We start from the raw sequence: 23,172 nt of genomic DNA, 5'->3' as shown, positions 1-23,172 counted from the left end.
CATGCCGCAGTTTACGACCGTCAGACGGGTACATCACCGGGCCGATCAGATGTTCGCGCTCGTGGCGGATGTTGAGAAATATCCTGAATTTCTGCCAATGTGCGAAGCCTTGTCGATCCGCTCTCGTAAGGAGCGCGACGGCAAGGCCTTGCTGATTGCCGACATGACGGTCGGCTACAAACTGATCCGCGAGACTTTCACGAGTCAGGTGCTGCTGAAGCCGGACGAGAACGTCATCGACGTCAAGTATCTCGACGGCCCGTTCCGCTATCTCGATAATCGCTGGACGTTCAAGTCTGTCGAGGACGCGGCCTATTGCGACGTCGAGTTTTTCATCGACTATGAATTCAAAAGTCGCACACTCGGCCTGCTGATGGGCACGATGTTTGATCTGGCCTTCAAGAAATTTTCTGAAGCCTTCGAAAAACGCGCCGACAAAATCTACGGTCTGTAATCAAACGACGCTTACTGCGCTGTATAGCCTCCATCCACCATCAATGACGATCCGGTGATGAATGAAGCCTCGTCGCTGGCGAGGAACAGAACGGCGCTTGCTACTTCCTCGGCGCGGCCAAGGCGGCCCATCGGGTGCAGCGCAACCAGCGCTTCCTTTTTGTCGTCGGGAACATCTTTCAGAAGCGGCGTATCGATATAGCCGGGGCAGACGGCATTCACGCGGATATTCTGCGTGCCATAATCGATAGCCAGCGTCTGGGTCAGAAGCTTCACACCGCCTTTTGCCGCGGCATAGGCCGTCACGCCCGACTTGCCGACATGGCTGTGGATCGATCCGCAATTGACGATGACGCCGCCGCCTTGCGAACGCATCTGGTCGATTGCGTATTTATCGCAGAGGTAAACGCCGGTCAGATTGATATCGATAGTCTTTTGCCAGCTGCTTTCGTCAAGTTCGTCGATTGGTCCGTCCGCTGCAATACCCGCATTGGCAAACATGATGTCGAGACGACCGTAATTTTCCACTGTTCGGGCAATCAGTTCCTGAACAGCTTTGGTTTTTGTCACATCTGTCTTGATGAAAATGGCCTGCTGGTGTGCCCCGGCAAGCTCGTCGGCCAGTTGCTGGCCATGATCGGCATAATCGGCAATGACGACATTGGCGCCTTCACGTATAAATGCCCGGACTGTCGCTTCCCCAATACCGCTTGCCCCGCCCGTTACGATAGCCACCTTGCCTTTGAAACGCATTGCCCATGTCCCTCATCTTGAACTGATAAGCAGAGGATAGGGCGGCAGGGCGGAAAGTACATGCGTTGGCTTATGCTTCGCGCAAATTTGTCCGCACCAGTTCCAGTGCGGCAAGAACCGTCTCATGGCGAATTTCCGCCCGGCTTTTTGAGCCGAAACGGCATTCGCGGTGCAGCGTTGGGTGGCTGTTGCGTGCGGAGGCGATATGGACAAGCCCAACAGGCTTTTCGTCTGAGCCGCCGCCAGGACCGGCAACGCCGGTCACCGCAATGCTGATGCCTGCACGCGAATGTTTCAGCGCGCCTTCGGCCATGGCAATCGCTACTTCCTTTGAGACAGCGCCGACCTGAGCGATCAGTTCCATCGGCACGCCGATCATTTCATTCTTGGCTTCATTGGAATAGGTGACGAAGCCGCGATCCACCACATCGGACGAACCGGCTATGTCGGTCAAGGCGCCAGCAATCAGCCCGCCGGTGCAGGATTCCGCGGTCGCAATCATCAGGCCAGCCTTGCGGCAGGCTTCCAGCACTGCGATTGCTTCTTTCTCTGCGACGAGTTCGCTCATTCCGGCACCTCGCCGGGATAAATGACGGTCGCCGTCGCAATGGCGGCAATGCCTTCGCGGCGTCCGACAAAGCCGAGCTTCTCGTTCGTCGTGGCCTTGATCGATACGCGGTCGGCGGCAATGCCCAACATATCGCAGAGCGCTTCCGTCATGGTAGCGCGATGCGGTCCGACCTTCGGCGCTTCGCTGATCAGTGTCACATCGACATTGGCGATGCGTCCGCCAGCATCGCGAACAATCTTGGCTGCATGCTCGATGAAGATGCGCGAGGCTGCGCCCTTCCATTGCGGGTCCGATGGAGGGAAATGCGTGCCGATATCGCCTGCGCCGCGCGTGGCGAGCAGGGCGTCGGTGAGGGCGTGAAGCGCCACATCGGCATCGGAATGGCCGTTAAGCTTTGCTTCATGCGGGATTTTCACGCCGCAGAGCGTGACATGGTCGCCTGGCTCGAAGGAATGTACGTCATAGCCATTGCCCGTGCGAATATCCGGAAAGGCGGCGTGGTCTTGCCGCAGGCGCTTGTCTGCCATTTCGATGTCCTTTGCCCAGGTAAGCTTTGTATTGTCGGCCGAGCCTTCGATGATGCGCACGGCGAGGCCCTGCCATTCGGCAATGGCGGCATCGTCGGTGAAATCCGTGCGACGGATAGCGAAGGCTTTTTCATGTGCGTCGAGTATAGGCGCATAGGGAAATGTCTGCGGGGTCTGCGCCGCAAACAGACCTGCGCGGGGAACTGTGGTCTTGACCGTTCCGTCTATGGCCGATTGTTTCAGCGTATCTGAAACGGCCAGCGCGGGGAGGACGCCTTCCTCCGGTGTCAGATTGCCGACAATCCGTTCGAGCAGTCCCTGCGTGATGAAGGGGCGCACGCCGTCATGGATCATCACATAATGCGGCGCGTGGTCCTTGAGGGCGAGGAGCCCCAGCCGTGTAGATTCCTGCCGTGTTGGCCCGCCAGTCACGACGATGACGTCTTCGTGGCTCTCCGGTACGGCGCGTTCATAAAGCAGGTGATCGTCCGGATGGATGACGACAACGATCTTGTCCACCAGCGGACAGTCGATAAAGGCGCGCAACGTCCGCGCGAGCACGGCTTCGCCGCCGATGCGCCGATATTGCTTCGGCCCTTCGACGTTTTGCCCCGCCCGTTCGCCCCGGCCGGCTGCCACAATGACCGCTGCTGTTTTCGAAATGATCTTCGCCTTTGCCAAAGTTGGTCGCTTGGAAGCCGAATAATGCCTTGCATCGACAAATGCCAGACTGCAATTGATTTATTGCATATTCCAGAAGCATGCCTCCCGAAAGCGAAGGCCGCTTTCGGAGTAAAGATACGCATAAAAACAATAAGTTAAAGCGTACTTCTCAAATGGCGCAAAATGCAACGCTATCTGCGTGCTTTTCCTTGCGTTCAAAAGACGAACTGATTAAAGTGTGTGCGTTATGCATCATGCACATGAAATAGGCATTTATTTGTGACTTCTATCGATCAGCCCTTGGATATCCGTGGCGTGGTGCTCAAGAATCGCGTTTTTCTGGCGCCGATGTCTGGCGTCTCCGATTTGCCGTTTCGCAAGCGCGCTGCTGCTGCCGGTGCGGGAATGGTCGTTTCGGAAATGGTCGCCAGCGCAGAACTCTGCAATCGTCACAAGGAAAGTCTGCTGCGCCTGTCGGGCGAAGGTCTGGGCACGCATGTGGTTCAGCTTGCCGGGCGTGAAGCGCACTGGATGGGCGAGGCCGCCAAGATCGCCGAAGGCGAGGGCGCCGATATCATCGATATCAATATGGGCTGCCCGGCCAAGAAAGTGACCGGCGGCTATTCCGGATCGGCGCTGATGCGAGATCTGGATCACGCCATGACGCTTGTCGAGGCGACTGTGGCTGCTGTGAAGGTACCGGTCACGCTGAAGATGCGGCTTGGCTGGGACGAAAACAGCATCAATGCGCCGGAATTAGCCAAGCGTGCCGAAGATGCGGGTATTGCAATGGTCACCGTGCATGGACGTACACGCTGCCAGTTCTATGAAGGTCATGCCGACTGGGACGCCATTCGCGCCGTGCGCGATGCAGTGAAAATTCCGCTCGTCGCCAATGGCGATGTGACGTCGCGTGAAGACGCTGAAGAGATTCGCCGCCGGTCCGGTGCGGATGCGGTGATGGTTGGACGGGCTACCTATGGACAACCATGGCTGCCGGGCCTGATTGCGGGCAGTTCACCATCAGCGCAATCCGAAACAGAGATTATCGATTATATTATAATGCATTACGAAGATATGCTCGACTATTATGGTAGCAAAACGGGTATTCGCCATGCGCGCAAGCATCTTGGCTGGTATCTGGATCGTCATGCCGGAGAGGCTTTGACCTCAGCGGATAAGGCGGAAGTGATGACGCTGACCGATCCCGCAAAGGTTGTTGACGCGCTGCGCCGGATTTTCGCGGCACGGACGACTGATGCGCCAGAGTTGAAATCGGCGTTCAGAAAGGTCGCCTGATGCGCGAAAGAGAAGAAAAGGGCAGCATCCCTTCAGTTATTCTGGATGCGATCAGCCAGCCGGTCATTATGGTCGGGCCTGACAATCACATTGTCTATGCCAATCTGGACGGCGAGCAGTTTTTCCGCTCCGGTTCGTCCATCTTGGCGCGCAACCGGCTGGAGAGCTTTTTGCCTTTCGGCAGCCCGCTTCTGGCTCTCATCGATCAGGTTCGTGCCAGTCAAATGCCGGTCAATGAATATCGCGTTGATATTTCCTCACCGCGTCTTGGTGCGGAACGCATCGTCGATCTCTATGTCGCGCCCGTCGTTGAAATGCCGGGTGCTGTGGTCATCCTCTTCAAGGAAAAGACCATGGCGGAAAAGATTGACCGCCAGATGACCCATCGCGGTGCTGCGCGTTCTGTTACCGGCCTTGCCTCGATGCTGGCGCACGAGATCAAGAACCCGCTATCGGGTATTCGCGGCGCAGCGCAATTGCTCGAACAGGTGGTTGGCGACGAGGATCGCGCACTGGCGCGGCTTATCACCGATGAAACCGACCGTATCGTATCACTGGTGGACCGGATGGAGGTTTTCTCCGACGAACGACCCATCGAGCGCACCGCGGTGAATATTCACGCGGTTCTGGACCATGTGAAGGCCGTTGCCCGCAATGGCTTTGCCCGTCATATCCGGTTCTCGGAAGATTATGATCCATCGCTGCCGCCGGTTTTCGCCAATCGCGACCAGCTGGTACAAGTTTTTCTCAATCTGGTGAAGAACGCAGCGGAAGCCATTGGCGACCGCGATCACGGAGAAATCCTTCTCTCGACGGCTTACCGTCCGGGTATCCGTCTTCAGGTGCCCGGTGCGCGCGACCGTGTGGCGCTGCCGCTGGAATTCTGCGTACAGGACAATGGGCCGGGCGTGCCACAGGATATGCTGCCGCATCTCTTCGATCCGTTTGTGACGACCAAAACCAACGGCTCAGGCCTTGGACTGGCGCTGGTGGCAAAAATCATCGGCGATCATGGCGGCATCATCGAATGCGACAGCCATCCGTCGCGCACCACTTTCCGCATTCTCATGCCTGCCTGGAAAAGCTCGGATGTTGCTTCCCGGGCGAGCAAATTCACGACTGATTATACCGGAGACGACGCATGATAGCAGGACGCCCGACGGGAACCGTATTGGTGGCGGATGACGATGCGGCGATCCGCACGGTGCTCAATCAGGCACTCTCCCGGGCCGGTTATGATGTGCGGGTGACGTCGAATGCCGCGTCCTTGTGGCGTTGGGTGGCGGCTGGCGATGGCGATCTGGTTATCACAGACGTCATGATGCCGGACGAAAACGCTTTTGACCTTCTGCCGCGCATCAAGAAGATGCGGCCCGATCTGCCCATCGTGGTGATGAGCGCACAAAACACCTTCATGACAGCCATTCGCGCCTCGGAAGCCGGCGCTTATGAATATCTGCCGAAACCGTTCGACCTGACGGAACTGATCAATATTGTCGGTCGCGCTTTGTCCGAACCGAAACATAAGCCGATTGCAACGCTTCATGACGAGCCCGGCGAGAATATGCCGCTTGTCGGTCGTTCGCCTGCCATGCAGGAAATCTATCGCATTCTGGCGCGTATGATGCAGACGGACCTCACCATGATGGTGACGGGCGAATCCGGCACCGGCAAGGAGCTGGTCGCAAGCGCCCTGCATGAATATGGCCGCCGGCGCAAAGGACCGTTCGTTGCGATCAATATGGCCGCTATTCCGCGTGATCTGATCGAATCGGAACTTTTCGGCCACGAGAAGGGCGCTTTTACGGGCGCTCAGAATCGCTCGAGCGGTCGCTTCGAGCAGGCCAATGGCGGCACGCTGTTCCTCGATGAAATCGGCGATATGCCGATGGAAGCGCAAACGCGCCTGCTTCGCGTGTTGCAGCAGGGCGAATACATGACGGTCGGCGGACGCACGCCCATCAAGACCGACGTGCGTATTGTGGCGGCGACCAACAAGGACTTGCGCCAGCTGATCGCGCAGGGGCTGTTCCGCGAAGACCTTTATTATCGCCTGAATGTGGTGCCGTTGCGGCTGCCGCCGCTACGTGAGCGCAGTGAGGACGTGCCCGATCTGGTGCGTCATTTCTTCAAGCGCGCTGCTGAAGAAGGCTTGCCTGAAAAGCGCATCACCAATGCCGGTCTCGACATGATGCGCCGCTATTCGTGGCCGGGCAATGTACGGGAACTTGAAAACCTGGTGCGCAGGCTGGCCGCGCTTTATCCGCAGGAAGAGATTTCGCCGGAAATCATCGAAACCGAGCTGAAGGCGGAAATGTCAAAGCCGGACGCTATTCCGGCGGTGACGGGCGATGCGGAAAACATCACGATCTCGCAAGCAGTTGAACAGAATATGCAGCGTTATTTCGCTTCGTTCGGTGCTGATCTGCCGCCTCCGGGGCTTTATCATCGCGTGCTGGCTGAGCTTGAATATCCGCTGATCCTGGCCTGTCTGACGGCAACGCGTGGCAACCAGATCAAGGCAGCTGACCTGCTCGGCCTCAACCGCAATACGCTGCGCAAGAAAATCCGCGAACTCGGCGTAAATATCTATCGCGGCGGCAAGGGAAACTAAGTCGGTTCATCGGGTCTTTACGCCACAGTTTTCTTCGACGTTTGCTCATGCGGAAGCGACGAATGCAAAATCTCATCGACCCGAAAGGAATCGATGAGATTTTGCTTCAAAAAACGCTGGAAACTTGCATTTCCATTCAGAAAGCGCGTGTTTTAATGCCGGATCGGCTTCTTGACGGGCTTTCTGACAGGCTTCTTCACGTGTCTTTTGGGGGCTGGCTTCTTTGCCTTGGCTTTTTTGATCACCTTGACCTGATGGACAAGGTCCGGGGAAATGTGGCTTTGGGCAGCAAATGCAGTGGGGGCGGAAAGAAAGGAAAGTGCGATTGTTGCGGCAAAGAGTTTCTTCATAATCAGTATCCTCATTGATTTCAGTAAATCAATAATAAATCTATAGATTGTCCCGTTTAGGGCTGAATTGTAAATGAATGTTTCTGGAAGGATATTTCGAGAGTTTTGAAATGCGATAAATAAACTAATTGTTGCTTCGAACTTATGTATATTTCCTTGTTCATAAGGTCGAAGAAATATCAGAAACATCAACCGGAAACAGTTTTTGAACTACTGGAAAAGCAGGAATCTAGAAAGTGAAAGCGGCGAGCGATATCGCTCCAGCCATTGAAATTGTGGTGCCCCCAGAGAGACTCGAACTCCCGACCCCCTGATTACAAATCAGGTGCTCTACCAACTGAGCTATAAGGGCACTCACGATACAGTGTGTATCGAGCCGCTTTTGGTTGCAAATCGCTTCCGCTGTGCGGCTAGCGCTCGATTAGCATAAATGACGCGTCTGTAAAACGAAAATTCTTCGCAAACAGGTCATGGCAACAGGGTTTTTCATGTGATAGCCAATAGACCGCGATGAGACGTGGCAAACTTATCAGGGTTGAGCTGGGAAGCGAGACAGTAGACATGAACGACAAATCACTCGCGCTTCATTTTCTCTCGTCCGGGACCGAAGAATCACTTGCGGCCCAGAAAGAACTTGTAAACCGCTATGGGCACGTGTCGGGCGAAGATGCCGACATCATCGTTGCGCTCGGCGGTGATGGCACGATGCTGCAGGCGCTGCGCGACTTCATGAATAGCGGTACACCGATTTATGGCATGAACCGCGGGTCTGTTGGCTTTCTGATGAATGAGTTCAGTGTTGATAATCTGTGCGAGCGCATTCTGGCTGCGCAGATGGAAACAATCCGCCCACTTGTGATGATCGCAGAGACCGAAAATTCAGCTCCGGTTGAGGCGCTTGCAATCAACGAAGTTTCGCTGTTCCGCCAATCCTATCAGGCGGCAAAGGTTCGCATATCGATTGACGGTAAAGTGCGGCTGGAAGAACTGGTCTGCGACGGCGTGATGGTCGCGACGCCTGCTGGCTCAACGGCCTACAATCTCTCGGCGCAGGGGCCGATTCTGCCGCTGGAAGCGCCGCTTCTGGCGCTTACGCCAGTCAGCCCCTTCCGTCCGCGGCGCTGGGGTGGCGCATTGCTGCCCAAGCATGTGACGGTTCGCATGGATCTGCTTGAAACGGAAAAGCGACCGGTCAATGCCGTTGCCGATAATAACGAGGTCAAATCTGTGACGTCGGTTACAGTGCGTGAGGCGCCGAATAGCCAGGTGGCCATTCTATTCGACAAGAACCACTCCTGGGACGAAAGAATTCTGACAGAACAATTCCGCCATTGATCTGAAAACTTGACAGGTTTTCGGGTAAGATTACGCGCAAGCAAAGTTGTCAAACTACCGTGCGCGGCAGGCCTCTAATTGTCATCAATTTGATTTAATTCGACTAGAAAAGACGTTGATTAGAGCGGTTTGTCGTTTTGATCAGGATTATCAAAGCAATTTGATATCGGATGTTGGTATTTTGGTTGACTTTTGCACGCTGCGGACGTAGGCGATGCTGCAAGAAAACGCTAGATGCGTTGCAGACGCCTTTTCTGCTTTGGTCCCTGCGCCCGATGACGCGGCTGCAATGACAGGATGGGCGGAACACGTTTCCGAACCAGAGAGCTGCGCCTCCATTGACGACATTTGCCGAACTCGGTCTTTCCCCGAAAGTGCTTGCTGCTGTAGAAGCGGCAGGATACACCGCGCCTACACCCATTCAGGCAGGCGCTATACCGCCCGCGCTCGAGCGCAAGGATGTGCTCGGTATCGCCCAGACGGGAACGGGCAAGACGGCTTCTTTCGTTCTGCCGATGCTGACACTGCTGGAAAAGGGCCGGGCTCGCGCCCGCATGCCGCGCACGCTCATTCTTGAGCCGACCCGTGAGCTTGCTGCGCAGGTCGAAGAGAATTTCGTTAAATACGGCGTCAATCATCGCCTCAATGTCGCTCTGCTGATCGGCGGCGTTTCATTCGACGAACAGGAGCGCAAGCTGGAGCGCGGCGCTGACGTTCTGATCGCCACGCCGGGCCGTCTTCTCGACCATTTCGAACGCGGCAAGCTGCTTTTGACCGGCGTTGAAATTCTGGTCATCGATGAAGCCGACCGTATGCTCGATATGGGCTTCATTCCGGATATCGAACGCATCTGCAAGCTGATCCCGTTCACGCGCCAGACGCTGTTCTTCTCGGCGACTATGCCGCCGGAAATCACCAAGCTCACTGAGCAGTTCCTGCATTCGCCAGCTCGTATCGAAGTGGCCAAGGCCTCGTCCACGGCCAAGACCGTGACGCAGCGACTGGTCAAGTCGAGCAAGAAGGATTGGGACAAGCGCGCTGCACTGCGCGATCTCATCCGCGCCGAAGGCGACACGCTCAAGAATGCGATCATCTTCTGCAATCGCAAGAAGGATGTGTCGGAATTGTTCCGTTCGCTGGTGCGTCATGAGTTCAACGCCGGTGCATTGCATGGCGATATGGACCAGCGCGCCCGCATGACGATGTTGGCCAACTTCAAGGAAGGCAAGCTGCAACTGCTGGTCGCTTCCGATGTGGCGGCACGCGGTCTCGACATTCCTGATGTCAGCCACGTTTTCAATTTCGATGTTCCGATCCATTCGGAAGACTATGTCCACCGTATTGGCCGTACGGGTCGCGCTGGCCGCTCCGGCAAGGCATTCACCATTGTTACGCCATCGGACACAAAATATCTTGCCGCGATTGAAAACATGATCGGCGAGAAGATTGAATGGGTCGATGGCGATCTGTCCACGCTTGCACCGTCCGACGAGGCTGACGATCAGCCACGCAAGGGCCGGAATGCGCGGGGCAAGGGCAAGGACTCGCAGAGAGATAGCAAGGGCAAAGATAAGGGGCGGGACAAGAGCATGGACAAACCAAAGGAAAAGGTAGCTTCGACCGAAGCGCTCGATCCGGCGGAACAGCCGCAGCCCGTTATTGAAACCCACGACCGCCGTGAATCGATCCGTGCTTCCAATGACGAACGTCGTGGCAAGCCGCAGCACGACCAGCATAAGCGCCGCCGTGATCGCGACGATGATGGTCCGTCGCCGGTTGGTTTCGGCAACGACATTCCTGCTTTCATGCTCATTCCGACGGGCATGTAAGCGGAAAGCAGTTTTAGAATTATGATTCGGCCGTGGGGGAACGCTTCGCGGCCGATTTCTTTTGGGGTTTGGACTGGCCGCTGCGCAGAGCCGCTTCGTAGGCGAGGCGGGCCCATTCGGTCATGATCTCAGGATCATCGAAGGCTTCGCTCGGCACGCTCCAATAGGGCATGCCGATAGGGCCGCCGCCTTTGCGCCCTTCATAGCTCCATTGCACCGATCCGGCGTCTATAAAACGCGGAATCGTCATTTCGTCGGCTTTGAAAAGCAGTTCGTCGCGAACGACAAGCGCGAAAATCAGCCCCTGATGATAAATGCCTTTGCCACCGAACATGCGGCGGATGCTGATCGGGCCGAAATCCTGCAGCAGATCGCGGAGGGTCTCGTCATCCATTGGCGGCGGTTCCCTCGAAATACTGCCTTGTTCGGATTAGATCAGGCGGCACCCTGCATCTGGCGGAGGCTTTCTGCGGAAGCGGGGGTCAGTTCAACCGATTCACCGCAACCACAGGCCGAAGTCTGGTTCGGGTTATTGAACACAAAGCCGGTGCGCAGCGTCGTCACTTCGAAATCCATCTGGGTTCCGAGCAGGAAAAGCACAGCTTCCGGAGCAATAAAGACCTTGGCGCCATCTTTTTCGGCGACATCATCACCGGCTTTCGCTTCGCTGGCGACATCAATCGTGTATTCCATGCCCGCGCAGCCGCCTTTTTTCACGCCGACACGAATGCCCAGCGCGCCTTCGCGCGACTCAACAATCTCGCGAACGCGATTTGCTGCGGCTTCGGTTAGCGTCATGACTGCGAAACGGCCCATGGTTCTTCTCTTCCGGTACTGTGCGGTGGCCTTGAGGCTGTGGCTTCACGCGCGAGAATCAACCAATCTCGTGTGAAACCCGCGAGTTTCAAACCTCGCTGCCACGTTTTCACTATAGTTAGTGTTGTAACATCATTACCGCAAGACACCAAATCGAGAGCGCAGGCCGCGTGTTCGGCTGGCAGGTATTGGGGAAAGAGGAGGTATGAATGTCGACTGATCGGATGAAATCTCTGAGGCTGGCTGTTCTGGTGGGCGCGCTCGGCCTGTCCGTTGCACTCCCGCATGCTTATGCACAGGAAGCACCAAAGCCTGCCGCCAAGGAAAGCACTGAACCGGCAGCGCAGAAAAAGCCTGAAGCCGAGAAGAAGGATCAGGCTGCGGAAACAAAAGCGCCTGTAGAAGAGACAAAGCCGTCTGAGCAAACGCAGGATGCCGCCAACGGTGTTACTGTCCCGGAATATCGCGATGATCGATCCTCGCCGCAGGCGCTGATCGAATCCTATTATAATGCGATCAACCGCAAGGAATATACGCGCGCTTACGGTTATTATTCGGAAGAGGGACGGGAACCTGACTTCAAGACCTTCGTGAAGGGCTATGAAAATACCAAGAGCGTGAAAGTCGCATTGCGCAAGACCGAGCCGGATCCGGGCGCTGGCCAGATCTACTGGAGCCAGCCGCTGGCCATTGAAGCCGAGAGCAACGATGGCAAGAAGGAAGTCTTCGGTGGTTGCTATACGATTCACCTCACCAATCCCGCGATGCAGGAAGAGCCGCCATTCAAGCCGATTGAGATCATGACCGGATCGCTGAGCAAATCGGAACTGGAGCTTGAAAAGAGCGTGCCGGAAGCCTGCGAAGCCCCATAAAAACAGGGATAACAATCACTGTTCAGCAATCGCGTTTTCATGCTTGACCTTACCACGATGGCAAGGTGCATAAGATGTGCATATCAAGTGTGGAGCGTTACTCGTGATGAAATTGATTATTCCCAAGATGAAATGCGGCGGCTGCGCCGACAGTGTGACTGCTGCTCTACGTAAGCTCGATGCCACAGCGCCGATTGAAATCGACCTCGACGCCAAGGAAGTCGAGTTCGGCGGCAAGGCGTCCCGCGATGCCGTGGTTTCCGCGCTGGCGGCGGCGGGTTATCCTGCTGCAAACGCTCAATAATGTGATTTTGCTGGTGCTTGCGCCGATGCAAGTCAGGATGTACGTGCCGGGAAGCCTCGCTTTCCGGCATTTTCTTTCCGTAACGGAAGTCGGGTCGCAAAGCTTCGTTCCGGTGAGTTCAAGTGCCGCAAATGCGGGTGTTTCGCAGCTGTTTCATTGACTGTACCGGCGATTTTTGCCACATCAACGGCAAATCTCGTTTATGGTGCACTCGCAGCGAGGTTTGGACCAACGCTGCAGAGTGCTTTGTGATATGAAACATCGCGTTACGCGATAATGAAGGGTTGAGGGCTATGGCAGCCGATTTCCAGGATCTTCGCACAAAGATGGTCGACAATCAGATCCGTACGACGGACGTAACCGATCTGGCGGTTATCGACGCTTTCCTGGCCGTTCCGCGGGAAGCCTTCGTACCGACCGTCCGTCAAGCTGTTGCCTATATTGACGAAGACCAGCCGCTTGAAGCCGAAGGTGGCGCCCCGCGCTATCTCATGGAGCCTTCGCCTTTCGCAAAGCTTATCCAGCTTGCCCGCGTGAACAAGAACGATGTTGTGCTCGATATCGGCTGCGGCACTGGCTATTCCTCGGCCATCCTCTCACATCTCGCCGGTTCGGTGATTGGCCTTGAGAGTGATTCTGCGCTTTCTGCCGCTGCAACCGCCCGTCTTGCCGAACTCGGCTATGACAATGTTGTGATTGTTTCTGGCGACATGCACGCCGGCTATCCTTCGGAAGCGCCTTACGATGTGATCATGATTGAGGGTGGTGTGGATTTCGTTCCGGACACCTTGTTCGCGCAGCTGAAGGAAGGCGGACGCCTCGTCGCCGTAGAAGGTCGCGGAAACGCCTCGGTTGCCCGGATTTACGTTAAAGAAAATGGTGTTGCATCGGGACGAATTGCGTTCAACACTGCGGTGCGCCCACTTCCGGGATTCGAGCGGATTCCACAGTTCGAATTCTAATTTCCGGGATTGGTACAATTCTGCAACGCTGCGGAATTTCTTTGTGCATGCTCTGGGCGGGGCGATGGAAATAACCGATTTTAAAGGTTATTTAAGATTGCCCGAACTGATTGGTTCGATTTACTGAATTTGGCTGTTCTTAAGATGAGGTACCCGGTGTTCAAAACGTACAAAGGACTGGTCGCAGCGGCAGCATTGTTGGCCGGCACCGTTTTATCGGGGCAGTCCGCCTTGTCTGAAAACCTCTCCGGTGCTCTGGTCAAGGCTTATAAGAATAACGCCACGCTTAATTCTTCCCGCGCAGGTGTGCGCGTTCAGGACGAAAACGTGGCTATCGCCAAGTCGAATTACCGTCCGCAGATTACCGGTAGCTACGATGCAAGCCGCAGCCGCGCGCCAACGAGCGGCTACCGCACCAGCGGTACGGTCGGTATCCAGCTGAACCAGATGCTGTTCGATGGTTTCCAGACCAAGAACAATGTCGCCGCAGCGGAAACGCAGGTTTATGCCCAGCGTGAAAATATGCGCAATGACGAGCAGAATACGCTTTATAGCGCTGTCTCTGCTTATATGGACGTATATCAGAATCGTCAGATCGCAGTGCTTCGCGAGAAAAACCTGGCTGCGATGAACGAACAGGTTCGTGCAGCCCGTGCACGTCTGGATGTTGGTGAAGGCACGCGTACCGACGTTGCACAGGCGGAAGCCAGCCGTTCGACCGCTGTTGCCGAACTGAATAGCGCCCGCGCCAACGTCAAGTCGGCTGAGGCGACCTATGTTCGCATCGTTGGTGCACAGCCAGACAGGCTTGCTGCTGCCGCAGCCGCGAAGAACCTGCCCAAGTCGCCGAACGAAGCTTTTGCTGTCGCACAGGCCGGACACCCGGGCATTCTCGCAACGCAATATGCTGTGAACGCTGCTGGCTACAATGTGAAGGCCAAGGAAGGCGCATTGCTGCCGACCGTTGGTCTGTCAGCGGGCGCCAGCCGTTTGGACACCTATGCCGGTTCGACGGTTGGTGATGGCAACTCTGCATCGGTCGGCATTGGCGTGACAATTCCGATCTATACGGGTGGCCGCACCTCGGCACAGATTCGCCAGTCCAAGGAACAGCTTGGTCAGGCCCGCATTGAAGTTGATGTCGTTCGCGATCAGGTTCGTGAAGCCATTGGTTCTGCGTGGTCGCAGCTTGAAGCTGCTCGTGCTTCGGTCAAGGCAAATCGCGATGGTATCGCCGCTGCCCAGCTCGCACTGGATGGTGTTATCGAAGAGCGCAAGGTCGGCCAGCGCACCACGCTGGACGTGTTGAACGCCCAGAACGATCTGACCGCTGCAGAAATCACTCTCGTCCAGTCGGAGCATGATGTGGTTGTCGCCAGCTATGCGCTTCTCAATGCGACAGGTCGCATGACCTCCAAGCAGATGGGGCTTCAGGTTGCTGAATATAAGCCTGAAGAACACTACGATGCCGTCAAGGACAAGTGGTTCGGTCTTCGTACGCCAGATGGTCGCTAAACAGCGAGAATTACAGTTTGAACGGCGCCTTCGGGCGCCGTTTTTGTTTGGCTGTGATTCGTTGATGGGGGCGCTCAAATCTTAACAAAATGATAAAGCTGTGGGTTGAATTGCGCGGCGTTCTTGCAGGGATTCTCAAATCGCCGAACGTCCGGTACCCTTAATTCATTGATTCTCTGTCCTTTGCGGGATGCAGCGTTGGAGGTTGCGGAAGGTTTTCCGCACGAAACCGGCTGTACCACACAGAGAAGGAGAACTATGTGCGGCCTTGCAGGCGCGCATTGCTCTATTCTGAAATAGGGAAGATGGACAGCTATGGCTCAGACATCCAGCGCATCACGCGAACCGTCCATGGAAGAGATTCTCGCTTCCATCCGACGCATTATCGAAGACAGCGATGTTAGCCGCCACCCTGTGTCCACGTCGGCGAATTTTCCGTTGCGCGGCGAGGTGGCTGAGTTCCGTCGCCCAGAGCCCGCACAGGAACAGCCTGCTGCGAAAGCTCCGGTGTCGAGACCGGCTGAAAAGCCTGCCATGATGCGCGATATTCTGAAGGATGAAGCAGTGTTGCGCGGGCCAATTGATGAGCCGGTGAAAGCTTCTCCCGCATTGGAACCGGAAATCGAAGAGGAAGAAGAGGACATCGTGCTCGACGCGCAGAACGATGACCGACGCGCCGCCGAAGTGCTGCAGGAATCGCCTGCCGTAACCGCGCCCGAAGCTGCTGCTGAGGAAAACTCGCTCGAAGCGCTGGATCGCTCGCTTGAGGACGGAATCGCTGAAGCCATCGACGAGCTGCTTGAACCTGATCTGGACGAGCCTATGGAGGCGCATGTTGAACCGGTTGTGGAGCCAGCTCCGGAAGCGCCTGTCGCACCTGCGGCTTCGGTGGCGTCTGCGCCTGAACCACTGGCAAATGCATCCGTCGCTCCCCATATTCTGTCACAAGTGGCAGAACGCCAGGTGGCCGCGGCCTTTCAGGATTTGAGCCATGTCGTGCGTGGGGAACCGCGTCGTTCGTTCGATGATATCGCTGCCGAGATTCTGCGTCCCATGTTGCAGGACTGGCTCGACAACAATCTGCCGACACTCGTCGAGCGGCTTGTTCGTGAAGAAATCGAACGAGTGGTGCGCGGCGACCGATAATCGACGTGTTGCCTGAATAAAACGGCCTTCGAGTTCAAAAGCCCGTCTGTCTTGCAGGCGGGTTTTCACTTTTAAAGTGATTTATCACCCGTTTGTTGTTATTGAGCGCTCAATCCTTTCATTGCGCAAAAAGACCGGATAATTCCATGCTTGAGAAGACTTATGACGCCGCGGCCATAGAGCCGAAAATTGCCGAACGCTGGGAAGAAGCAGGGGCATTTAAAGCGGGAGCAGGAGCGAAGCCAGGAGCCGATCCTTTTGCCGTGGTTATTCCGCCGCCGAATGTCACCGGATCGCTGCACATGGGCCACGCGCTCAACAACACGATCCAGGACATCATGGTTCGTTTTGAACGCATGCGCGGCAAGAACGTGCTGTGGCAGCCGGGCATGGACCATGCCGGTATTGCAACCCAGATGGTTGTCGAGCGTCAGCTTGCTGAACGGCAGGAGCCGAACCGTCACGTCATGGGCCGTGAAAAGTTCATCGAGCGCATCTGGCAGTGGAAATCTGAATCCGGCGGCATGATCGCCAATCAGCTGCGTCGCCTTGGCGCGTCGTGCGACTGGTCGCGCGAGCGCTTCACCATGGATGAAGGTCTGTCGCGCGCCGTTCTCGAAGTTTTCGTCTCTCTTTATAAGCAAGGCTTGATCTATCGCGACAAGCGTCTGGTCAACTGGGATCCGAAGCTGCTGACGGCAATCTCCGACATTGAAGTCGAATCCCGCGAGACGAAGGGCCACCTCTGGCACTTCCGTTATCCGCTGGAAAACGTACCATTCGATTCAGAAGACCCGCATACCTACATCGTTGTTGCAACGACCCGTCCTGAAACCATGCTGGGCGACACAGGCGTTGCGGTTAATCCAAAGGATGAACGCTATCACGCTCTGGTCGGCAATGATGTCGTTCTGCCGCTTGTTGGCCGTCATATCCCGATTGTTGCCGATGATTACGCCGATCCTGAAGCCGGATCCGGTGCGGTCAAGATCACGCCTGCCCATGACTTCAACGACTTTGAAGTTGGCAAGCGCAATGATCTGCGCGCGATCAATATTCTGACGCCGGAAGCGGCTGTTACGCTCAAGGACAATATCGACTTCCTTGAAGGCTTGCAGCTGACGCCGGAATTGAAGGCTCTGATTGCCGAGCTGGACGGGCAGGACCGTTTCGCCGTTCGCAAGCGTATCGTCGAGCTGATGGACGAGCGCGGCTATCTGGAAAAGGTCGAGGATCACACCCACGCGGTTCCGCATGGTGATCGCGGCGGTGTGCCGATCGAGCCTTATCTGACGGACCAGTGGTATGTGAATGCAGCCGAAATGGCGAAGCCTGCCATGGCTGCCGTTCGCGACGGTCGCACGCAGATCGTGCCGAAGAACTGGGAAAAGACCTATTTCGACTGGATGGAAAACATCCAGCCTTGGTGTGTTTCGCGTCAGCTCTGGTGGGGTCACCAGATTCCGGCCTGGTACGGCCCGGATGGCAAGTGCTTTGTTGAAAAGAGCGAAGCTGAAGCCAAGGCAGCAGCCAAGGCGCATTACGGTGAAGACGTTGCTTTGGAACGCGATACCGACGTTCTGGACACGTGGTTCTCGTCGGGCCTGTGGCCGTTCTCGACGCTCGGCTGGCCTGACAAGACCCCGGAACTGGCAACCTATTACCCGACCAGTGTTCTGGTGACCGGTTTCGACATTCTGTTCTTCTGGGTTGCCCGCATGATGATGATGGGCCTCCACTTCATGGAGGAAATCCCGTTCCATACGGTCTATCTGCATGCGCTTGTTCGTGACAAGCACGGTGCGAAAATGTCGAAGTCCAAGGGCAATGTGATCGATCCTCTGGAACTGATGGACGAATATGGCGCCGATGCGCTGCGCTTCACGCTGGCCATCATGGCTGCGCAGGGCCGTGACGTTAAGCTCGACCCGGCACGTATTGCAGGCTATCGCAATTTCGGCACCAAACTCTGGAATGCGACGCGCTTTGCGCAGATGAATGGCGTGAAACTCGATGCGGATTTCCGTCCGGAGAACGCAAAGCTTGCGGTTAATCGCTGGATTCTGACCGAGCTGACCAAGGCCACGCGGGCCGTGACCGAGGGCATTGCCAATTACCGCTTCAACGAAGCGGCGGGCGCAGCCTATCGCTTTGTCTGGAACCAGTTCTGCGACTGGTATCTGGAGTTGCTCAAGCCAATCTTCATGGGCGACGATGAAGCGGCAAAGGCCGAAGCACAGGCAACGGCTGCATACTGTCTGGATCAGATCTACAAGATGCTGCATCCGTTCATGCCGTTCATGACGGAAGAACTCTGGACGCTGACGGCTGGCGAAGGCAAGAAGCGTGATACGGTTCTGGCGCTGGCCGATTGGCCGGAGCTTTCTTTCGCGGATGACGAAGCGGCTGCCGACATCAACTGGCTGGTTGATCTCGTCACGGGCATCCGTTCGGTGCGTGCGGAAATGAACGTTCCGGCTGGTGCCGTTGCACCAGTCGTCGTTCTTGAGGCCAATGCAACGACCACGGAGCGCTTTGAACGTCACGATGCTGCGATCAAGCGTCTGGCCCGTGTCGAAAGCGTGGCCTTCGAAGCGCAGGCTCCGAAGGGTGCCGCCCAGATGCTGCTCGGCGAAGCGACAATCTGCATTCCGCTCGGCAAGCTGATCGATCTCAAGGCTGAATCGGCACGTCTGGCCAAGGAAGCTGGCAAGATTGCTGCCGATATCGACCGGATTGAAAAGAAATTGTCGAACGAAAAGTTCGTTGCCAACGCCAAGGAAGAGGTTGTGGAAGCCGAACGCGAACGTCTGGTTGAGCTGAAGGAAGCTGCCGAGCGCGTTGCGACGGCAGAGTCACGTATCCGTGACGCGGGTTGATTTGATCCGTTCCGTAACGTAAGGCTCGTTGCGAATCACACACCCGGCAGTGCACGCTGCCGGGTGTTTTTTTGTAATTGATCCCGGAAAAGTTGTGTTTGGAGGGGCCCAGAAGTCAATCGAACCGGCGTTTCGATTGTTTTTTGATGTTGTTGCGTATTCGCAACAAGGCCGAAATATGGACCAAAAAGCGGCAATTTGGGCGAATTTCTGGCCATTATTTGTCGGAATATTTTCGACAGACATAAAAACCCAACGCATTTTAGGCATTTTTGATGTGGCTGCTCTAAGCAAGCAACTGGCCCGCGAATGATTGGATATTGCAGGTCTATTTCATCCTGTTTTACGTTTGCGTCAACGTTAATGCCGTTGCTATCTGGGAGGACATTTATGAGCGGACGCGGCTTAAAAATAGGGGGAATTGCAGCGGTACTGCTCGGGAGCGCGGTTGTCGCTCATGCGGGTGGTTTTGAACGCAGCTCGCAGGATTTCGATATTCTGTTTGAACAGGGAAATGCTGTCGATGCGTCCGGCACCTTTGTCGCTCCGCAACGTAAGCTGAAAGATATCCGTGGCTCTGCAATCAGCGGTATGACTGGCGGCATCAACCCAAGAACGGGTCAACCCTTTGAGACGAGCGTTGATGAGGCGAAGAGCTACTGGGTGCCGAAACTGTCGGCCAAGTTCGATCTGACCACCGATCTTGCCTGCGCCGCGCAATATCGCCAGCCATGGGGCATCAGCACGGATGTCGGCATCGACACGGTCCGTTCTTACACGGCTATTGAACAGAAAATTTCGTCGAATGACTACGGCCTGAACTGTTCTTATCGTTTTGCAGCAGGCGAGAAGGGCTATTTCCGTCTTCTCGGTGGCGTGAGCTATCAGGAATTGCACGGCGAACAGACCAAGATGATCCCGGGCTTGCCTCAGGGTAACCCTTACGGCATCCCGGCAGGCCCGACCCGTATCGGCTCTCTGGACGTAGATGACCATGCTTTTGGCTGGCGTCTTGGTGCAGCCTACGAAATTCCTGAATATGCTGTTCGCGCCAGCGTCGTTTATCAGTCCAAGATCAACTATGAGCTGGAAGGCACAGTTGATAATCTGGTTATCAATCCGTTTACCCAGCAAAGCATTCCAATCAATGTCGGTAGCGACGTTTCGACCCCGCAATCGGTTGAGTTCAAGTTCCAGACCGGTATCGCGCCAGATTGGCTCGCTTTTGGTTCGGTCAAGTGGACCGATTGGTCCAGCATTGAGGCGGTCAATTTCGTAGCTTCGGATAGCAAGGTTCTTCCAACCGGTACCAAGGTCACCAGTCTGAATCTTTATTATCAGGATGGCTGGACTGTCAGCGGCGGTGTTGGCCACAAGCTCAACGACCAGTGGTCTGTTGCGGGAACTGTGACCTGGGATCGCGGTACGAGCACGGGCCTGACCTCGCAGACCGACATCTGGCTGTTTGGCCTAGGCACGAACTACAAGCCGAACGATCAGTTTGAAGTTCGTCTGGCTGGCGCCGCTGGCTGGCTGACTTCGGGTGAGATTGACGACACGGTTGTCAATGGCGAGCGGAGCCTGCTCGGTTCGAAGGGTACCTTCGGTAACGATTTCGTCGGCGGTCTCTCGCTGACGGCAAAGGTCAAGTTCTGATCGAACTGATCAGAATATAATTCGAGGGCCGGAGCATCTCAACAATGCTTCGGCCCTTAGTGTTTCAGCCCGGCAGTTCTCGCTGCCGGGTTTTTGCGTGATATGGCCCGTTAATTTCAATTCCAGTATCGTCTAAAATAATCGAACCGGCATTTCTGCTGGACAAGAAGGCCATTGCGCTTTCGCGGTAGACGAAAATACAGCCCCAATAGGGTGGGCTTTGGCGAAATTCTAATCGTGACGTGCCGGAGTTCTGTCGCTGGATCATTTTGATCCGGGCGCTCTGATCGCACAATTAACCCGCTATTGGTTGGATATTGCAGGCCTGTTTCTTCCCGTTTTACGTTTGCTTCAACGTTGATGCCATAGCTATCTTGGGGGGAGATTTATGGGCGGACATGGCTTGAAAATTGGAGGTATCGCGGCGGTATTACTTGGTAGTGCAGTTGCCGCTCACGCCGGGGCTTTCGAGACCAGTTCCCAGGATTTTGATATTTTGTTCGAACAGGGGAACGCAGTCGAAACCTCGGCAATCTATGTCGCGCCACAACGTCGATTGACGAAAATCGGCGGCTCCGCAGCCGGTGACACGAGTGGTGGTATCAACCCGGTGACAGGTCGCCCATTCGAAAAGGGTATCGAAGAGGCGAAAGGCTATTGGGTACCGAAGATTTCGGCCAAGTTCGATCTGACCAGCGATTTCGCCTGTGCTGCGCAATATCGTCAGCCTTGGGGTATCAACACATCTGCGGGCATTGAAACCGTTCACTCTTACACGTCTTTTGAACAGAAAATCACGTCGAATGATTATGGTGTGAACTGTTCCTATCGTTTTGATGCGGGCGAGAAGGGCTATTTCCGTCTTCTCGGTGGCGTAAGCTATCAGGAACTGCGCGGCCAGCAGACCAGAATGATCCCCCATTTCTCCCGAAATCCTGATGGCATGCCAGGTAGCCCGTTTCGCGCTGCTTCGCTGGATGCAGAAGACCAGTCGTTCGGCTGGCGCATTGGCGCTGCCTACGAAATTCCCGAATATGCCATCCTTGCGAGCATCGTATATCAATCCGAGGTCAAGTATGGCCTTGAAGGCACTGTTGATAATCTGATTTTGAATCCGACCACCGGACGCGGCGTGCCGATCAATGTGGAGAGCGACGTTACGACACCTCAATCCGTCGAGTTCAAATTTCAGGCAGGTATCACGCCCGGCTGGCTCGCTTTCGGCTCGGTGGAATGGATGGATTGGTCAAACGTGACGTCGGTTGATTTTGTCGCGTCTGACAACGTGGTTCTTCCAACCGGCACCAGAGTCACCAGCCTCAACCTCTATTATCAGGACGGCTGGACTTTGAGGGGCGGTGTTGGTCACAAGTTCAATAAAGAGTGGTCTCTTGATGGGGCTTTGAGCTGGGATCGTGGCACCAGCACGGGCCTCACTACACAGACAGATCTCTGGTTGTTCACCCTTGGCACCGGTTACAAGCCAAGTGATCAGGTCGACATTCGTTTGGCTGCCGCTGCGGGTTGGCTGGTCTCGGGAAAAATTGACGCTGCGGTTTCCGATGGAAAGCGCAGCCTGTTGGGTTCGGAGGGCGTTCTCGACGATGATTTTGTCAGTGGTCTTTCGCTGACGGCAAAGGTCAGGTTCTGAACGAACTGATCACACATGTATAAAAAGCCCGGCAGCGATGCCGGGCTTTATTGTTTCGTATATATAGTTCAGTCGAGGCTCACTTCTGTTCCAGACGAGCCAGCAGCGAAGACGTATCCCAGCGATTACCGCCGATCTTCTGCACTTCCTTGTAGAACTGGTCGACAAGCGCTGTGACAGGCAGAAGCGCGCCGTTGCGGTCTGCTTCGTCGAGGCAAATCCCCAAATCCTTGCGCATCCAGTCGACAGCAAAGCCGAAGTCATATCTGCCCAGGTTCATCGTGCCAGAGCGGTTTTCCATCTGCCAGGAACCGGCAGCGCCCTTGGAAATGACCGCGATGAGCTTTTCAATGTCGAGGCCGGCCTTCTTGCCGAAATGAATGCCCTCGGCCAATCCCTGAACGAGACCGGCAATGCAAATCTGGTTCACCATCTTGGCAAGCTGTCCCGAACCGACCGGACCCATAAGGCCGACTGAACGGGCATAGGCGTCGATAATCGGCTTGGCACGCTCGAAGACGGGTTCACTGGCGCCGACCATCACGGTCAGCACACCGTTTTCCGCACCGGCCTGACCGCCGGATACGGGCGCATCGATGAAATGAATGCCACGTTTTTGCGCTTCTTCCGAAAGCTCACGCGCGACTTCGGCGGAGGCCGTCGTGTTGTCGATGAAGGTCGCATCCTTTTTCATCGTCAAAAAAGCGCCATCCGGACCGATGGTGATAGAACGCAGATCGTCGTCGTTGCCGACACAGGCAAAGACATAATCGGCATCGCGCACGGCTTCAGCAGGCGTAGCGGCGAAGCTGCCGCCAAATTCTTTCGCCCATTTTTCAGCCTTTGCCGTCGTGCGATTATAGACCGTAACGTCGTGGCCACCCTTGTTCTTCAGGTGTCCAGCCATTGGATAGCCCATCACGCCAAGCCCGAGAAAGGCTACTTTTGCAGTGGTCGTCATTCGTTCGTTCCTCTGG

22 protein-coding genes and 1 tRNA gene are annotated in these 23,172 nt (G+C 55.7%); 16 read left to right on the top strand and 7 right to left on the bottom strand.

The genetic code is table 11. The features are described from left to right. Position 1: 1 nt before the first annotated feature. Positions 2 to 454, top strand: coding sequence for a type II toxin-antitoxin system RatA family toxin (locus tag QBD01_RS18540; protein ID WP_280994043.1), 453 nt, complete (start codon positions 2 to 4; stop codon positions 452 to 454). An 11-nt stretch (positions 455 to 465) separates the two neighbouring features. Here the strand turns inward: QBD01_RS18540 and QBD01_RS18535 are convergent, their stop codons facing one another. The 3 genes from QBD01_RS18535 to QBD01_RS18525 all read right to left on the bottom strand — a co-directional run bounded on the left by QBD01_RS18535 (position 466) and on the right by QBD01_RS18525 (position 2,985). Next, on the bottom strand, positions 466 to 1,206 hold the full coding sequence (locus QBD01_RS18535; RefSeq protein ID WP_280994042.1) for a glucose 1-dehydrogenase: 741 nt from the start codon (positions 1,204 to 1,206) through the stop codon (positions 466 to 468). A gap of 70 nt (positions 1,207 to 1,276) precedes the next feature. Further along, positions 1,277 to 1,774 (bottom strand): CinA family protein, encoded by a 498-nt coding sequence (locus QBD01_RS18530; protein WP_280994041.1) that lies wholly within the window; start codon positions 1,772 to 1,774, stop codon positions 1,277 to 1,279. Further along, positions 1,771 to 2,985, bottom strand: coding sequence for a bifunctional 2-C-methyl-D-erythritol 4-phosphate cytidylyltransferase/2-C-methyl-D-erythritol 2,4-cyclodiphosphate synthase (locus QBD01_RS18525; RefSeq protein WP_280994040.1), 1,215 nt, complete (start codon positions 2,983 to 2,985; stop codon positions 1,771 to 1,773). Before QBD01_RS18525 ends, QBD01_RS18530 begins: the two co-directional genes overlap by 4 nt. Positions 2,986 to 3,246: 261 nt before the next feature. Between QBD01_RS18525 and dusB the strand changes: the two genes are divergently transcribed. From dusB to QBD01_RS18505, 4 genes are all read left to right on the top strand, one after another. Next, entirely contained in the window at positions 3,247 to 4,266 is a 1,020-nt protein-coding gene (gene dusB / locus QBD01_RS18520) for a tRNA dihydrouridine synthase DusB (RefSeq protein ID WP_280994039.1), read from the top strand. Beyond that, positions 4,266 to 5,411, top strand: a complete 1,146-nt coding sequence (locus tag QBD01_RS18515) for a nitrogen regulation protein NR(II) (RefSeq protein ID WP_280994038.1) — start codon at positions 4,266 to 4,268, stop codon at positions 5,409 to 5,411. The genes dusB and QBD01_RS18515 overlap by 1 nt, the downstream gene beginning before the upstream one ends. Further along, entirely contained in the window at positions 5,408 to 6,880 is a 1,473-nt protein-coding gene (gene ntrC, locus QBD01_RS18510) for a nitrogen regulation protein NR(I) (protein ID WP_280994037.1), read from the top strand. Before QBD01_RS18515 ends, ntrC begins: the two co-directional genes overlap by 4 nt. Before the next feature lie 62 nt (positions 6,881 to 6,942). Next, positions 6,943 to 7,248, top strand: coding sequence for a hypothetical protein (locus QBD01_RS18505; RefSeq protein ID WP_280994036.1), 306 nt, complete (start codon positions 6,943 to 6,945; stop codon positions 7,246 to 7,248). Between the two features lie 258 nt (positions 7,249 to 7,506). On the opposite strand, the gene QBD01_RS18500 is transcribed toward QBD01_RS18505, so the two are convergent. Then, a tRNA-Thr gene (locus tag QBD01_RS18500) sits at positions 7,507 to 7,582 on the bottom strand. A gap of 209 nt (positions 7,583 to 7,791) precedes the next feature. Between QBD01_RS18500 and QBD01_RS18495 the strand changes: the two genes are divergently transcribed. After that, positions 7,792 to 8,565 (top strand): NAD kinase, encoded by a 774-nt coding sequence (locus tag QBD01_RS18495; protein ID WP_138786781.1) that lies wholly within the window; start codon positions 7,792 to 7,794, stop codon positions 8,563 to 8,565. 338 nt (positions 8,566 to 8,903) lie between these two features. After that, a complete protein-coding gene (locus tag QBD01_RS18490; protein ID WP_280994035.1) occupies positions 8,904 to 10,394 on the top strand; it encodes a DEAD/DEAH box helicase in 1,491 nt (496 codons plus the stop codon). Positions 10,395 to 10,413: 19 nt separating this feature from the next. On the opposite strand, the gene QBD01_RS18485 is transcribed toward QBD01_RS18490, so the two are convergent. Further along, a complete protein-coding gene (locus QBD01_RS18485; RefSeq protein ID WP_280994034.1) occupies positions 10,414 to 10,788 on the bottom strand; it encodes a TfoX/Sxy family protein in 375 nt (124 codons plus the stop codon). Between the two features lie 41 nt (positions 10,789 to 10,829). After that, positions 10,830 to 11,210: a Fe-S cluster assembly scaffold SufA gene (gene sufA / locus QBD01_RS18480; protein WP_078340420.1), complete on the bottom strand. Its 381-nt coding sequence runs from the start codon at positions 11,208 to 11,210 to the stop codon at positions 10,830 to 10,832. Between the two features lie 209 nt (positions 11,211 to 11,419). Between sufA and QBD01_RS18475 the strand changes: the two genes are divergently transcribed. The 9 genes from QBD01_RS18475 (at position 11,420) to QBD01_RS18435 (ending at position 22,195) form a co-directional block, all read left to right on the top strand. After that, positions 11,420 to 12,082, top strand: a complete 663-nt coding sequence (locus QBD01_RS18475; protein ID WP_280994033.1) for a hypothetical protein — start codon at positions 11,420 to 11,422, stop codon at positions 12,080 to 12,082. 103 nt (positions 12,083 to 12,185) lie between these two features. Continuing rightward, entirely contained in the window at positions 12,186 to 12,386 is a 201-nt protein-coding gene (locus QBD01_RS18470; protein ID WP_182521875.1) for a heavy-metal-associated domain-containing protein, read from the top strand. A gap of 293 nt (positions 12,387 to 12,679) precedes the next feature. Continuing rightward, positions 12,680 to 13,348: a protein-L-isoaspartate O-methyltransferase gene (locus QBD01_RS18465; RefSeq protein ID WP_280994032.1), complete on the top strand. Its 669-nt coding sequence runs from the start codon at positions 12,680 to 12,682 to the stop codon at positions 13,346 to 13,348. A 144-nt stretch (positions 13,349 to 13,492) separates the two neighbouring features. After that, positions 13,493 to 14,863, top strand: a complete 1,371-nt coding sequence (locus QBD01_RS18460; protein WP_280994031.1) for a TolC family outer membrane protein — start codon at positions 13,493 to 13,495, stop codon at positions 14,861 to 14,863. 315 nt (positions 14,864 to 15,178) lie between these two features. Further along, entirely contained in the window at positions 15,179 to 16,009 is an 831-nt protein-coding gene (locus QBD01_RS18455) for a PopZ family protein (protein WP_280994030.1), read from the top strand. Positions 16,010 to 16,155: 146 nt separating this feature from the next. Beyond that, positions 16,156 to 18,888 (top strand): valine--tRNA ligase, encoded by a 2,733-nt coding sequence (locus QBD01_RS18450; RefSeq protein WP_280994029.1) that lies wholly within the window; start codon positions 16,156 to 16,158, stop codon positions 18,886 to 18,888. A 136-nt stretch (positions 18,889 to 19,024) separates the two neighbouring features. Then, positions 19,025 to 19,201 carry a hypothetical protein gene (locus QBD01_RS18445; RefSeq protein ID WP_280994028.1) on the top strand — a complete coding sequence of 59 codons (177 nt, stop codon included), beginning with the start codon at positions 19,025 to 19,027 and terminating at the stop codon, positions 19,199 to 19,201. Then, positions 19,198 to 20,544, top strand: coding sequence for an OmpP1/FadL family transporter (locus tag QBD01_RS18440; protein WP_392391439.1), 1,347 nt, complete (start codon positions 19,198 to 19,200; stop codon positions 20,542 to 20,544). The genes QBD01_RS18445 and QBD01_RS18440 overlap by 4 nt, the downstream gene beginning before the upstream one ends. 388 nt (positions 20,545 to 20,932) lie before the next feature. Continuing rightward, on the top strand, positions 20,933 to 22,195 hold the full coding sequence (locus QBD01_RS18435; protein WP_280994027.1) for an OmpP1/FadL family transporter: 1,263 nt from the start codon (positions 20,933 to 20,935) through the stop codon (positions 22,193 to 22,195). 79 nt (positions 22,196 to 22,274) lie between these two features. On the opposite strand, the gene QBD01_RS18430 is transcribed toward QBD01_RS18435, so the two are convergent. Then, positions 22,275 to 23,156: an NAD(P)-dependent oxidoreductase gene (locus tag QBD01_RS18430; RefSeq protein WP_280994026.1), complete on the bottom strand. Its 882-nt coding sequence runs from the start codon at positions 23,154 to 23,156 to the stop codon at positions 22,275 to 22,277. Between the last annotated feature and the right edge of the window lie 16 nt (positions 23,157 to 23,172).

Source organism: Ochrobactrum sp. 19YEA23, assembly GCF_029909865.1.
In the GTDB taxonomy this organism is placed as follows: Bacteria; Pseudomonadota; Alphaproteobacteria; order Rhizobiales; family Rhizobiaceae; genus Brucella; species Brucella gambitense.
The sequence above is the reverse complement of the archived record's forward strand: the minus strand, read 5'-3'. Positions and strand labels throughout refer to the sequence as shown.

Coding starts and splice junctions, on each gene's coding strand:
- QBD01_RS18540 (WP_280994043.1), top strand. CDS start 2: ATGCCGCAGTTTACGACCGTCAGACGGGTACATCACCGGGCCGATCAG.
- QBD01_RS18535 (WP_280994042.1), bottom strand. CDS start 1,206: ATGCGTTTCAAAGGCAAGGTGGCTATCGTAACGGGCGGGGCAAGCGGT.
- QBD01_RS18530 (WP_280994041.1), bottom strand. CDS start 1,774: ATGAGCGAACTCGTCGCAGAGAAAGAAGCAATCGCAGTGCTGGAAGCC.
- QBD01_RS18515 (WP_280994038.1), top strand. CDS start 4,266: ATGCGCGAAAGAGAAGAAAAGGGCAGCATCCCTTCAGTTATTCTGGAT.
- ntrC (WP_280994037.1), top strand. CDS start 5,408: ATGATAGCAGGACGCCCGACGGGAACCGTATTGGTGGCGGATGACGAT.
- QBD01_RS18505 (WP_280994036.1), top strand. CDS start 6,943: ATGCAAAATCTCATCGACCCGAAAGGAATCGATGAGATTTTGCTTCAA.
- QBD01_RS18495 (WP_138786781.1), top strand. CDS start 7,792: ATGAACGACAAATCACTCGCGCTTCATTTTCTCTCGTCCGGGACCGAA.
- QBD01_RS18485 (WP_280994034.1), bottom strand. CDS start 10,788: ATGGATGACGAGACCCTCCGCGATCTGCTGCAGGATTTCGGCCCGATC.
- sufA (WP_078340420.1), bottom strand. CDS start 11,210: ATGGGCCGTTTCGCAGTCATGACGCTAACCGAAGCCGCAGCAAATCGC.
- QBD01_RS18475 (WP_280994033.1), top strand. CDS start 11,420: ATGTCGACTGATCGGATGAAATCTCTGAGGCTGGCTGTTCTGGTGGGC.
- QBD01_RS18465 (WP_280994032.1), top strand. CDS start 12,680: ATGGCAGCCGATTTCCAGGATCTTCGCACAAAGATGGTCGACAATCAG.
- QBD01_RS18460 (WP_280994031.1), top strand. CDS start 13,493: ATGAGGTACCCGGTGTTCAAAACGTACAAAGGACTGGTCGCAGCGGCA.
- QBD01_RS18455 (WP_280994030.1), top strand. CDS start 15,179: ATGGCTCAGACATCCAGCGCATCACGCGAACCGTCCATGGAAGAGATT.
- QBD01_RS18450 (WP_280994029.1), top strand. CDS start 16,156: ATGCTTGAGAAGACTTATGACGCCGCGGCCATAGAGCCGAAAATTGCC.
- QBD01_RS18440 (WP_392391439.1), top strand. CDS start 19,198: ATGATTGGATATTGCAGGTCTATTTCATCCTGTTTTACGTTTGCGTCA.
- QBD01_RS18435 (WP_280994027.1), top strand. CDS start 20,933: ATGGGCGGACATGGCTTGAAAATTGGAGGTATCGCGGCGGTATTACTT.
- QBD01_RS18430 (WP_280994026.1), bottom strand. CDS start 23,156: ATGACGACCACTGCAAAAGTAGCCTTTCTCGGGCTTGGCGTGATGGGC.